The sequence below is a fragment of the Kribbella sp. NPDC004875 genome (genome assembly GCF_042873375.1).
Taxonomy (GTDB): Bacteria; Actinomycetota; Actinomycetes; order Propionibacteriales; family Kribbellaceae; genus Kribbella.
The window spans coordinates 688,815-701,058 of sequence record NZ_JBIALI010000006.1; the positions used below are offsets into that span (position 1 = coordinate 688,815).

Consider the following 12,244-nt stretch of genomic DNA (forward strand, 5'->3'; position numbering starts at 1 on the left):
GTCAGCCGACGGACACGGTGGTCAGGTCGACGAACCAGGACTTGGGCTCAACGAAGCCCTTGACGCCCGGCGCCAGGGCGCGCGGGTTGCGGTCGTTGACCACGTCGAGCCACGGCGCGTCGGCGTCGACGAGCTTGGTGATCCGGCTGTAGATCGCGTACCGCTTGGTGTGGTCGAGCTCGTGCTGGGCCTGGGCCAGGAGCGCGTCGACCTTCGGGTTGGAGTAGTGGCCCACGTTCACGGCGCCGCCGGTGCCGAACGCGAGCCCCCAGAACGACTCCTGGATGAACGTCAGCGAGATGTTCACCGCGTCGGCGCCGTCCGGGATCTTGCCGCCGCCGAAGTCGGTGAGCATCGCGGCCCACTCGATCGGCTTCAGCTCGACCTTGACCCCGATCTTGGCCAGGTCGCTCTGCAGTTCCTGGTTCATCGGGCCGGGCTGCATGTTCCCCGAGCCCGACGTCGGGTAGGAGACCGTCATCGTGAAGCCGTTCGGCACGCCCGCCTCGGCGAGCAGCTTCCTGGCCTCGGCCGGGTTGTCGCGGAAGGTGTCGTTGGCCGCGTCGTACGCCGCGCTGGCCTTCGGCGCCGTCTGGTACGCGGGGTCGGCGGTTCCTTGCAGCAGCGTCTTCGTCATCGTCTCGCGGTCGATCGCCAGGTTCAGCGCCCGCCGTACCCGCGGGTCGTTCAGCGGCTTCTTGGTGAGGTCGAAGATCCACGGCCAGATGTGGTCGTAGGAGTTCGTCAGCACCTGGTACCCGCCCGACTCCAGACCTTTGAGGTCGTCGGGGTTCGGCGCCTCGATCCAGTTGACCTCACCCGAGCGGAGTGCGGCCAGGCGGGCGGAGACGTCCGGCATCGCCTTGAGTACCAGCTGGTCGATCTTCGGGGCGCCGTTCCAGTAGTCCTTGTTCGCGGTGAACGTGACCTGTTGGCCGCGGGTCAGCGACTTGAAGACGAACGGTCCGGTCCCGGACGGGTGCTGGTTGTAGTCCTTGCCGTACTTGGTGACCGCGGTCGGGCTGGCCATGTAGAGGAACTCGATGTCCTCCAGCAGGTGCGACCAGACCCCGTTGGTGTCGATCTCGACGGTGCCGGCGCCGATCTTCTTGTACGACTTGATGCCGGCGCCGAGCAGGCCTGCCTGCGCGGCCACCGTGGCGTCGTACTGGGGGGATTTCGGATTCTTGTAGCGGTCGAGGTTGAAGATCACCGCGTCCGCGTCGAACGGCGTACCGTCCGAGAACTTCACGCCCTCGCGCAGGTGGAAGGTCCATCTGGTCTTGGTCGCGTCGACGTTCCAGGAAGTGGCCAGGCCGGGGATGATCTTCGGGGTCTGGTCACCCTGCTTCAGGTCCCACTTGGTCAGTGAGTCGTAGAGCTGGTTGCCGACGAACCGGTACCCCTCGTAGCCCTGGCCGCCGGCCAGGACGGTGTCCAGGTTTGGGATGTCGGCGGCGGTCATGCCGATGGTCAGTACGCCAGGTGTGCCGCTGGAGGCGGCCCCGGCGCTGCCGCTGCAGGCGGTGATCAGAGTCAGCAGGGCGAGGACGAGTGTGGCGAGCAGGCCGCGGTTCCTGCGGTGCGGTGGTCGACGTACGGGGTCGTGGGGCTTCATCGTGTCCAGTCCCTTCGGGCAGGGGCGATCGCACGACCGCAAAGGCGCGGCCGAGGTCGGTCCGGGTGGGATCTGCGGGTGCGGCGGCGCTGCCGCCCGGGTACCGCGCTAGGCGGCCGGCTCCGATCCGGTCGGAGCACGACCCGGGATGTCCAGGAGCGTCACCGGGTCTTCGTGTACGCAGGACGCGTGATGCTGCTTCGTGCGCACGGTGAGCAGTGGCCACTCGGTGGCGCACCGCTCGTCCGCGACCGGACAGCGGCTCCGGAATCCGCAGCCGCTCGGGGGATTCGCAGGGTTGGGCAGGTCGCCGGAGAGCACGATCCGGCGCTGCCCCAGACCGGGCGCCGAGGAGAGCAGCGTCGCGGTGTAGGGGTGCCGGGGGTTGTCCCAGAGTTCCCGGGCCGGACCTTCCTCGACCACGCGGCCGAGGTACATCACGGCGACCCGGTCGGAGATGTGTTCCACAACGGCGAGGTCGTGGCTGATGAAGACGTAGGCCAGGCCGAGGTTGGCTTGCAGCTCGGCGAGCAGGTTGAGTACCTGGGCCTGGACGCTCTTGTCGAGCGCACTGACCGCCTCGTCGCAGACGACGACCTCGGGCTCGGTGGCCAGTGCCCGGGCGATCGCGGCGCGCTGCAGCTGACCGCCGGACAACTGGTGCGGGTAGCGACCGGCGTACGACGGGTCGAGGCCGACGCGGTCGAGCATTTCGGGGATGCGCGCGGCGCGCTGCTTGGCGCCGTAGCCGTGCACCCTCATGTTGAAGGCGATCGAGTCACCGACCGACAGCCGTGGGTTGAGGCTGGTCTGCGGGTTCTGCGGCACCACCTGCAACCGGCGGCGCAGCTTCTTGAGCTTCGCGCCGCGCAGCCGGGAGATGTCCTCGCCGTCGAAGAAGACGCGGCCCTCGTCAGGTGCCAGCAGGCGCAGCATGATCTTCGCGGTGGTCGACTTGCCGCAGCCCGACTCCCCGACGATGCCGAGCGTCTCGCCCGCGTTCACGGTCAGGTTGACGTTGGACACCGCACGGACGCCGTTCTTGAAGGTTATGCCGATCCCGTTGACCTCCATCAGCGGGCGCGAGCCGGTCGTGGTGGGGTCGAGGGCTGCCGCCAGGGCGTTCACGCGCTCAACCTTTCGCTCGGATTCACCACCGGGCAGGCGGCCTGCCGTCCGGTGGCGACGTCGACCAGTACCGGGACGGCGGACCCGCAGGAGTCCTGCGCCAGCGGGCACCGGGCCGCGAAGGCACAGCCGTCGGAGACCTCGCCGGTCAGCGGCGGCCGTCCAGGGATCGCCGGCAGCTTGCCGCGCTCGACGCCTGGCACCGGGAGAGACGCGAGCAGGCCTTGGGTGTAGGGGTGCTTCGGGTCGGCCAGCACGTCGCCGACCGGCCCCGTCTCCAGCAGCCTGCCGGCGTACATCACGCCGACCTGTCCGCCGAGCTCCTCGGCCACGCCGACGTCGTGGGTCACCATCAGCAGGGACATCCCGAGGTCGCGCTGCAACTCGGTGAACAGCTCGATCACTGCGGCCTGGACGGTGACGTCGAGCGCCGTGGTGGGCTCGTCCGCGATGAGTACCTCGGGCCGGCACGCGATCGAGATCGCGATCACCGCACGCTGGCGCATACCACCGGAGAGCTGATGTGGGCGCGCGCCGATCACCCGGGCCGGATCGGCGATGCCGACCCGCTCGAGCAGGTCGACCGCCCGCGCCCTTGCGGTCCGCCGGTCCTGGACGAGCCCGTGCGCCCGGAGTACCTCAATGATCTGCGCGCCGATGCTGCGCAGCGGGTCGAGTGCACCGGTGGGGTCCTGCGGGACCATGGCGATACGGGCTCCGCGAACCGCGCGCATCGACCGCTCCGGCATCGCGGTCAGCTCGTCGTCGCCGAGCAGCACGCTCCCCGCGATGGTGGCGGAGGCGTCGTAAAGACGCAGGATCGAGCGAGCGGTGACGGACTTGCCGCTGCCGCTCTCGCCCAGCAGCACGAACGTACCGCCGGGTGCGAGGTCGAAGTCGACGCCACGGACGGCCCGGACATCACGCTCGCCGGAGCCGAACGTCGTACGGAGGTCGCGCACCTTCAGCTGGGTGCTCATCAGCGTCCCTTCCGCCGTACGTCGAGGAGGTCGCGGAGCGCGTCGCCCAGCTGGTTGAAGACCAGCGAGGCGCCGAAGATCACCAACGCCGGCACGAGCGCGGTCATCGGTGCGGTGTACATGTTCTGGCGCTGCTCGTTGATCATCTGGCCCCACTCCGGGTGCGGCGGCGCGACGCCGAGGCCCAGGAAGGACATACCGCCGGCGAACACGAGGGCCAGCCCGACGAGGCTGGTGGCGTAGACGAGCAGCGTCGGCAGGACATTGGCCAGCACCTGCCGGTAAGCGATCGCGAGGATGCCGGCGCCGCTGGCCGCCGCGCTCTCCATGAAGTCCAGCCCCTTGAGCCGCATCGTCTCGGTCTCCGCGATCCGGGCGATCGGCGGGACCAGCACGACCGACAGCGACACCACGGTCGTCGTCGTCCCGGGCCCCATGGCGGCCGCGATCGCGATCGCGAGCAGCACCGCCGGGAAGGCGTACAAGACATCAAGGGTGCGCATCACCAGCGAGTGCACCCAGCCGGGCGCCATCGCGGCGAGGATGCCGATCGCGCTGCCGAGTGCGGTGCTGATCAGGACCGGCAGGATGCCCGAGACCATGCTCGGGCGGGCACCGGCGACAAGGCGGGCCAGTACGTCACGACCCTGACCGTCGGTGCCGAGCAGATGACCGGCCGATCCGGGCGGCAGCAGCCGCTGGGACAACACGTTGGTGGTGACGTCGCCGACGAGCCACGGACCGACCACACCGAGCAGGACCAGGAGGCCGGCGATGCTGCCGTAGATCCAGACAGCGAGCGGGATGTCGCGGGACCGGCGCGTGGTCCGGCGTACGGGGACAGCGGCCGCGTCGGCCGCCAGGGTAGTGGTCGTCATGCGTTCCTCACTCGGGAGTCGATGAGCGCGTGAGCGGTGTCAACGACGATGTTGACTCCGACGAAGACGGCCGCGCTGACGAGGACGCCGGCCTGGGTCACCGGCAGGTCGCGGGTGGAGATCGAGGTGAACAGCAGCTGCCCGAGGCCGGGCCAGCTGAAGATCGTCTCGACGAAGACCACCCCGCCGAGCAGGTAGCCGACCTGCAGGCCGGCCATGGTCAGCAGCGACGGCAGGGTGTTGTGCACCGCGTGCAGCAGCACCGTCCGGCGTGGCAGCCCGCGGGCGCGCAGCGCCTCCACGAAGTCCTGCCGCAGGACGTCCATCAGCGAGGCGCGGAAGACGCGGCCGATCATGCCCGCCGGGACCAGCGCGGAGGTCAGCGCAGGCAGGAAACCGTGCCACAGCAGGTCGCCGGGGCCACCGCCGGTCGCGCCGTGCATGCCGGAGACCGGGAAGGCGCCGGTCCCCAGCGACACGTAGACGATGAACAGGAGAGCGACCGAGTACTGGGGCGCCGAGACGGAGATCGAGCTGATCGCCGAGCAGATCCGTCCGAGCACGGTGCCGGGCCGCAGCGCCGACACCCCGCCGAGGATCACCCCGAGGACCAGAGCGAGGATCAGCGCGTACGCCGCGAGCACGAGTGTGTTGCCGAAGGCGGAAACCACGAGCTCGCGGGCCGGGCGGTGCTGGGCGATGCTGGTGCCGAGGTCTCCGTGCAGCGCCTTCGTGAGCCAGCGCCAGAACTGGACGAACAGGTTCTGGTCGAGACCGAGGCTGTGCCGCAGCGCGTCCTTGGTCTGCTCCGATGCACCGGTGCCGGCCAGCAGGGCCACCGGGTCGCCCGGGACGAGCTTGACGGTCAGGAAGACAACCAGAGCGACGCCGAGCAGCACGGGGACGCCGTAGCCCAGCCGCCGGAGCACGAAGCCGGTCATCGGGCCTCCTCCTGCCGGACGCCGACGTGCGGGCTGACCGCGTTGGACATCAGCGATATGCGGTCGCCGCGGCTGCGCAGGATCGCATAGTCGTAGGCCTCGCCCTGCTGGTCCCTGATCACCTGCTCGAACGCGAGCACCGGGCGCCCCGGCTCGAGGTCGAGGACCTGGGCCAGCAGTTCGTCGGACGGGAGCACCTCGATGAGGAAGTCCGTCTCGCCGATGGTGAGGCCGGCGGCGCCGAGCATCGTGTACCAGTCGCTCTCGAACGGCGCGGCCAGCACCGCCTCGGCCTCCGGGAATCGGATGTAGTTGGTGTAGACGCCGAGGATCTGGCCGTAGAGGTAGCCGATGTACTCGATCAGCAGGCAGTCCGCACCGGCCGGTACGCCGAGCCGTCGGGCGGCGACCCGCGGCATCGGCACCACCTCGTGGGCGAGGATCCGGTTCGACAGGCCCGGGATCGCGACCTGACCGTCCTCGAGGAAGCCGTGTATCTCGACCAGCTTGGCCGCGCGCGGCGGTGCGACGGCGAGCGTCCCGGTGCCCTGGATACGCTCGACCAGGCCTTCGCCCCGGAGCAGGTCGAGGGCTGCGCGGACGGCGGCGCGCGGGGCGCCGTACGTCATCATCAGCTGTGCCTCGCTCGGCAGCAGCCCGCCGCTGAAGCCACCGCTCATCAGCTCCGAGCGCAGGGCGTCGCGTAGCCAGCGGGCCGGGTGGCGCCGGTGGTTTCGGTTGCTGGTCGGTGCCGTGCTTGTCATGGAGCCCATTGGCGGGTCCCGAGGTTTCAGCGCGGGACTCGCGCAATTACGCCGGTGTTTCGCCGTCCCGGGGACCGGTTTCCCCGCGTGGAGTGGGCCGCTCCGCCGTCATAACGCCGGGTTCGCGCCGTTCACCGCCAGGCTCCGCCGGGATTCCGGCCCGGCTGAACAAGGTCGTCCTGCTCGCGCAGGTGCGGCAGAAGGCGACGTCGACCGGGGTGTCGTTGTCGTCGTAGATGATCTGCTCGAACACCAGCATCGGCGCACCTGGATCGACATCGAACAGCTCCGTGTCGTGCTCGTCCGCCTGCCCGGTGTCGATCCGGAACGTGCTGCGGGCGACCGCAATGCCACCGAGGCGGAGCATCTCGTAGAAGTCGACACGTAGCATCGACCGCTCCAGATTCCCGGCCTCGGGAAAGCGGACGTAGTTGGTGGCGCCGCCGATCGCCGCGCCGTCGAGCACGGCGACGTAGTCGATCCGCAGCACCGGATCGCCGGCGACGCGTCCGAGCAGTCGGGCCACCGGCGGGCTCAGGGGTACCTCGGACCAGTCGAGCACCTGAGTACGCATCCGCCCGTGCCAGATGCTGTCGTCGGTCGGTTGCACGATGCCGTGCATCTCCCGCAACGAGGTCCAAACCCGGCCGCTGGCGACGAACGTCCCGCGGCCACGAACCCGGACGATCAATCCCTCGTGCTCCAGGAGCGTGAGCGCTTCCCGGACGCAGGCACGCGGTGCGTCGAACTCGGCCCGCAGCTCCTCCTCCGAGGGCAGCGACCCGTACCCGAACTCCTCGGCGATGATGCTCGCCCGAAGCAGGTCGTGGATCCTGCGGGTCTGGTCGGCAACACGCCGAGGAGCACGAAACACCATGAACCGATGATGACCCGCACCTGTGACGACCATGTTTCAACGTGCAGTGACATCCACCGGTCCTGGCTGTCTTCGGTGACGTCAGATCTCACTGCTGCTTGCCTGCTCACGTCGTCGCGACGCTGCGATTGGTTGTGATGTGACGCACAGTCACAAGCAGACGGGCGCCTTCGGCAGGAACAGGTGGGGCGAGTGCCAGCGGATCAGTCCGGTGCGGCATCCGGGAAAGCGGTGCGTTCGTGGTGCACGACCGACAAGCAGAAACCCAGGCCACTCGCGTGACCTGGGCTGTTGTGCGCCGCCAGGGACTCGAACCCCGAGCCCGCTGATTTCCGGCTGAGCGTGATCACCGTTGCTCAATGATGCGCGGAATCCCTTACAGATAACGGATTCCGCGACTGCTCGTTGCGCATACGTTCTCATCGGCAACCAATCTCTCGCGCTGATTGAGGTGCGTAAAGAAGCGCGTCGCGGGTTGGTCGACCCGTTGGCGGACCTGTCGAGGAAGGGTGTCCTGGCGGTCAGTGGGGTGACTCGTTACTCAGGTCGACCGGGCGTTCTCTGGATCCCAGTACTTGCCGCGAGCATCGCCTCTGACGAGTGGGTCTGCGAAGGCGTGATCACGGCGACCGTGACCGCGAGGCTGGTGGGGTAGCCGGTGGCGGCTGGGCCTTGACGTCGTAGCTATGCGGCGTAGGTGGGCTGTCGTTGGTGGGGGAGATCGGTGATGCTCGAGCTGAGTGGTCGCAAGGTGATTCGTTGATGCGCTGCGATGGCGTCGAGTGCGGTGGACAGTTTCTCTGCGATGACGGTGGCGAGTGGATGCCCGAGGATGGTGAAGGTCCCGGCGTCCAGTAGCAGGACCTCCCGATCAAACTTCGTTCGTGCCTCAGCCATGACCATCACCTTCCAAGGCGATGTCCACGCGGTACGAGGGGAGACCCAATGGGTACCTCGTGGAGGCTGCCGACCACAGCACCGCCCCCCGATCCATCCCGGGCTTGACCGGTCGCACTCATCAGCGCTCCCTTCACTCGCTGACGACAACGCCCAGCGGGTCAGACCGCGTCCAAGACCTCTTCCGCGCTCTGTAATACCCAGCGGGTAACAGCTCCAGCCCGGTCGGCCCAGTAGCTCGAGCGTCGCCGAACGGCCCGGAGCGGGTTGCTCCGGGCCGTTCGGCGGGCGTCAGCGCAGGCCGACTGCGTGGATGATGGTTTGGTCGATTGCGTTGCCTGCGGAGTCGGTGGCGGTCAGGTGGAGGGAGGCGAACTTGGCTCCTCGGGGGGCGTCGAGGCGGTAGTGGCCGGCTCTGTCCGGGGTCAGTTGCTTCCAGGTGGTGCCGTCGTTGTAGGAGACCGCTACCTGGGGGCGGCCAGGGTGGCCTGCGCCCGTGACCGTGACGTTCGTCAGGCCGACCGCGACCGGGGCACGGTGCGAAGCGGTTACGTCGAAGGCAGCGTTCCGTGACGTGGTTCCGCCGTCGTCGGTCGGCAGGTCGATTCCGAGCTGGAGCAACGGCAGCAGGTCACGCCGGCCCGGGACGTCCGGTGCGGCCGAGGTGAACTTCCACTCGGTGGTGACCGAGGTCGAGTACGGGCTGTACGACGTGTCGTGCTGGTCCGTGACGACGAGGCGGTACTGCCGGGCGGCCGCGTCGGGAAGCACCGGGCTCATGACGAGTCCGTTGCCGGTCGAGGCCAGTCGGGTGTTGCCCTGGTAGAGGGTGACGTCCTGGCTCCCAGCGCTGCCGTAGTCGTTGGTCGACCCGACATGATCGGCCGTGCCGTACCCGGGTACGTCGATGCGCAGCTGGTTGTCCGTGCGCGTGGGGCCGAGGTAGTTGTTGTTGAGCAGCGCGTGCTGGACGGGCTTGAACCACTCGTCGTCCACCACCGTGCCGGGCTGGTAGGTGCGGTGGACGCCCCACTCGTAGTGCGTCCCGTCCGTTGCCTCGCTGGCCCACCGGTTGGCGCCGTCCGTACTCACCCAGTCCGTTCGGCGGCTGTTGATCGTCAGCGGCTTGTCCGGACCGATACCCCACTCCGAGTAGACGGGGTAGTCGTACCGCCACTCCTGCGCATAGGGGGAGGGGCTGGGGCTCGCGAAGTTCTCGTTGATCCGGACGAGGTTCTTCTTCGACGCCTGCAAGACCATGTTCTTCGGCAGTTCGTTGCGCCACGTGTGCATGAGGTCGTACACGTACGACGTCACCGGGTGGGACTCTGCCCGCAGCACGACGTGTCCGCTTCTCGCCTGCGCGATGAGCTTGTCGCCCTCGTCAGGCGAGAGCAGACCCACGTCGATCGTGGCCGGGTGCTGCGAGTCCGTGCCGTACGAGAGCTGCTGGCGACCGGCCTCGTTGTTCGCGACCAGGAGGAGCGCCGCTCCGGCGTCGGCCGCTGCCTTCGCCTGCTCGCCCGGCGATGCCTCGGTGCTGCGGCGTACGGCGACTGCCTTGCCGCGCACGTTGACACGGGCGTAGTCGGCGGCCGTGCCGTCGTTCGCGAAGACGAGCGGCAACGACCGCGTTCCTGCCGGCAGGGGAGTGACGTCGGACTGCCGGAGTACGTCGGTGTAGTCGACGCCACCAGCCGACACCCGGAGGGCGGGCTGCTCCTTGCGCCACCGCGCGCCGAGGTAGAACTCGCCGTGCGTCACCTTGCCCTGAGCCTGAACCCACAGGCTGTCGTACGCCGTGTCGCCGAGCGCGAAGTCCTGGAACCCCGACTTGCCGAGGGTCCGGAAGTACTCGAGCCGTAGGTAGCTGGAGTCGCCCGGCTGCGGGATCGTCTCGTCGACCCGCCGGATGCGGCCGGCGTCGAGGGTGACGGTGCGGTCCGCGCGGAAGTCGATGTCCGGGTCGCCGACCAGGGCCAGGCCGTTCGACCGTGGGCCGTGCGCGCCGGGTACGACCATGTAGGCGAGCGCGGAGTAGGTGTCGTCCGGTGTGTAGAAGGTCAGGCTGCCGGAGACGCCGATCAGTTGTGGGTCGGTGTCGCCGGCTCGCAGCAGCACCACGAGGGCGTCACCGGGTTTGCCCGCCGCGTCCTTCACGGTGATGGTCATCTTGTGCGTGATGGCGCCGAGCGAGACTGCCGTGTGCCCGACGACGCCTTCGGATGTCGCGGCCAGGACCTGCCCGCTGAAGCTGCCTGACGAGCCTGCGGCGGCGCTGGGATCGATGGTGAGGGTGGCGCCGGCAGTGCCGTGGGCGGGGACGGTGATGCTGGTGGCCGAGAGCTTGAAGAGACCCGCGGGCGCACCGGGCGCCGACACAGACAGGGCGAGCGTGACGGCGTTGTCACCGAGGTTGGTGTACGTCACCGGTCGCTGGACCGAACCGGACTGCGCTGCGCCCGCGAAGGCCGTGCCGGCGGCGAAGACGCCTGCCTTGGCCGCGGCGGCCGCGTCCACCCGACCGCTGCCGGCCTGGAAAGCGGTGTACGCCGGAGTCTGTTTGGAAGTGCTGGTCAGGAGGTCCTTGATCTGGGCCCCGGAGAGCTCCGGGTGCGCGGCCGCGACCAGCGCCGCGGCGCCGGCCACGTGCGGCGTGGCCATCGACGTTCCGCTGAGTGTCTGGTACGAGCCCTCGCCCTCCGGCGCGTACTGCGAACGCGCGGCCAGGATGTCGACCCCTGGGCCCGTGATCTCGGGCTTGAGCGCACCGTCCCCGACCCGGGGACCCTGACTCGAGAAGTAGGCGAGGTCGTCAGCGCTGTCCACCGCACCGACGGTGAGCGCGGCGTCGGCCGCTCCGGGCGAGGCGACGCTGCTGGACGTGCCGCTGTTGCCGGCGGCAATGACGAACAGTGCACCGGTCTCGGTGCTGAGCTGGTCGACAGCCTGTGACAGCGGGTCCGTGCCGTCGGACGGGTCGAGGCTGCCGAGGCTCATGTTGATCACCTTGGCGTGCTGGTCGACCGCGGCCCACTCCATCCCGGCGAGGATGTCCGAGTCGCTGCCCTGACCCGCGTTCGACAGCACCTTGCCGATGTGGAGCCGGGCGCCGGGAGCAACCCCGCGCTCGGCGCCGCCCGAGGCGGCTCCGGAGCCGGCGATGGTCGACGCGACGTGGGTCCCGTGGCCGTTGTGGTCTTCGACGTCCTCTCCCGCGACGAAGCTGCGCGTCTCGACGACCTGGCTCGCCAGATCAGGGTGAGCGGTGTCCACACCGGTGTCCAGGACGGCGACGTCGACGCCTTGACCGGTGTCACCGGCCGCCCAGGCGTGCGGTGCGCCGATCTGAGCGGTCGACTCGGCCAGATCGGCGTACACCTTGCCGTCGAGCCAGATGTGCTGGATCCCGTTCCGGAACGACGGCGTTGCGGACGGGACCGCGGACCGTGCGGACGAACCGCCGCCGCTCACCGCCGCCCAGAAGTCCTTCGCCCGGGAGTGGTCGGCGGTGACGGCGGCGCCAGCGACACTCGCGAGCGTTCGGACCATCGACGTACCGGCCGGCGCCGGGGCGGCCCGGAACCCTGCGGCCTGCCGGCCGTAGGAAATGATCAGCGGGAGGTTGTCGCGATGGGCGTCGTCGTACCCGTCGGCGATGAGGTCCGTGACGTCGAAGAGCCGACGATCGAGCATGCCGTCGGCGACGTACGGCATCGCCGCGTCCGGGAAGACGTACAGGTCGCCGGACGCCTCGACGACCCTTGCGTTGGCGGGCGCACCGTCCGGTCCCTTGACGGACACCGTGCCGCCCGCCGCGTCGGCGGTGGCTTTCGGGCGCACCGTGACCACGTCACCGGTGATCAGCGTGACCGTGTGGTCAGTCGTACCACCGGTCGCGGTCCCGGTCGCGACGGACCGGTCCGGAGCCGCGCCGTACGCCGCGGGCGGACCGGAAACGACCAAGGGCGCAAGGAGGGTCGCCAGGGACGTGGCCGCGGCCAGCTCGCGGATCCAGCGTCTGCGGGGAGATCTCAAGGGAAGATCCTTCGGTTCGTGGGGAGCGGGCGGGGCGCCACACTGGAGCTGCCCGACAGTCGCACTGCACCGGTAGCCGACACAAGGCGTATCTTGGCTGGTTACTGCCACTTGGCAGCAAGT

9 protein-coding genes are annotated in these 12,244 nt (G+C 69.2%); all 9 read right to left on the reverse strand.

The window, feature by feature from the left end:
• Position 1: 1 nt before the first annotated feature.
• A complete protein-coding gene (locus tag ACFYRH_RS33875; protein WP_387783800.1) occupies positions 2–1,618 on the reverse strand; it encodes an ABC transporter substrate-binding protein in 1,617 nt (538 codons plus the stop codon).
• A 108-nt stretch (positions 1,619–1,726) separates the two neighbouring features.
• Entirely contained in the window at positions 1,727–2,746 is a 1,020-nt protein-coding gene (locus ACFYRH_RS33880; RefSeq protein ID WP_387783802.1) for an ABC transporter ATP-binding protein, read from the reverse strand.
• Complete coding sequence (locus ACFYRH_RS33885; RefSeq protein WP_387783804.1) at positions 2,743–3,726, reverse strand: ABC transporter ATP-binding protein; 984 nt, start codon at positions 3,724–3,726, stop codon at positions 2,743–2,745. Before ACFYRH_RS33885 ends, ACFYRH_RS33880 begins: the two co-directional genes overlap by 4 nt.
• Complete coding sequence (locus ACFYRH_RS33890; protein ID WP_387783806.1) at positions 3,726–4,604, reverse strand: ABC transporter permease; 879 nt, start codon at positions 4,602–4,604, stop codon at positions 3,726–3,728. The genes ACFYRH_RS33885 and ACFYRH_RS33890 overlap by 1 nt, the downstream gene beginning before the upstream one ends.
• Complete coding sequence (locus tag ACFYRH_RS33895) at positions 4,601–5,545, reverse strand: ABC transporter permease (RefSeq protein ID WP_387783808.1); 945 nt, start codon at positions 5,543–5,545, stop codon at positions 4,601–4,603. The genes ACFYRH_RS33890 and ACFYRH_RS33895 overlap by 4 nt, the downstream gene beginning before the upstream one ends.
• Positions 5,542–6,309, reverse strand: a complete 768-nt coding sequence (locus ACFYRH_RS33900) for a GntR family transcriptional regulator (protein ID WP_387783810.1) — start codon at positions 6,307–6,309, stop codon at positions 5,542–5,544. The genes ACFYRH_RS33895 and ACFYRH_RS33900 overlap by 4 nt, the downstream gene beginning before the upstream one ends.
• A 46-nt stretch (positions 6,310–6,355) precedes the next feature.
• A complete protein-coding gene (locus ACFYRH_RS33905) occupies positions 6,356–7,186 on the reverse strand; it encodes a GntR family transcriptional regulator (RefSeq protein WP_387783812.1) in 831 nt (276 codons plus the stop codon).
• Between the two features lie 684 nt (positions 7,187–7,870).
• The gene (locus tag ACFYRH_RS33910) at positions 7,871–8,083 is read right to left on the reverse strand and encodes a hypothetical protein (protein ID WP_387783814.1); all 213 of its coding nucleotides are present in this window, start codon (positions 8,081–8,083) and stop codon (positions 7,871–7,873) included.
• Positions 8,084–8,374: 291 nt separating this feature from the next.
• Positions 8,375–12,121 carry a S8 family serine peptidase gene (locus tag ACFYRH_RS33915; protein ID WP_387783816.1) on the reverse strand — a complete coding sequence of 1,249 codons (3,747 nt, stop codon included), beginning with the start codon at positions 12,119–12,121 and terminating at the stop codon, positions 8,375–8,377.
• Between the last annotated feature and the right edge of the window lie 123 nt (positions 12,122–12,244).

Bases quoted from the DNA above. Each gene is read 5' to 3' on its own strand.
- ACFYRH_RS33875 (WP_387783800.1), bottom strand. From the start codon at position 1,618: ATGAAGCCCCACGACCCCGTACGTCGACCACCGCACCGCAGGAACCGC.
- ACFYRH_RS33885 (WP_387783804.1), bottom strand. From the start codon at position 3,726: ATGAGCACCCAGCTGAAGGTGCGCGACCTCCGTACGACGTTCGGCTCC.
- ACFYRH_RS33890 (WP_387783806.1), bottom strand. From the start codon at position 4,604: ATGACGACCACTACCCTGGCGGCCGACGCGGCCGCTGTCCCCGTACGC.
- ACFYRH_RS33895 (WP_387783808.1), bottom strand. From the start codon at position 5,545: ATGACCGGCTTCGTGCTCCGGCGGCTGGGCTACGGCGTCCCCGTGCTG.
- ACFYRH_RS33900 (WP_387783810.1), bottom strand. From the start codon at position 6,309: ATGACAAGCACGGCACCGACCAGCAACCGAAACCACCGGCGCCACCCG.
- ACFYRH_RS33905 (WP_387783812.1), bottom strand. From the start codon at position 7,186: ATGGTGTTTCGTGCTCCTCGGCGTGTTGCCGACCAGACCCGCAGGATC.
- ACFYRH_RS33910 (WP_387783814.1), bottom strand. From the start codon at position 8,083: ATGGCTGAGGCACGAACGAAGTTTGATCGGGAGGTCCTGCTACTGGAC.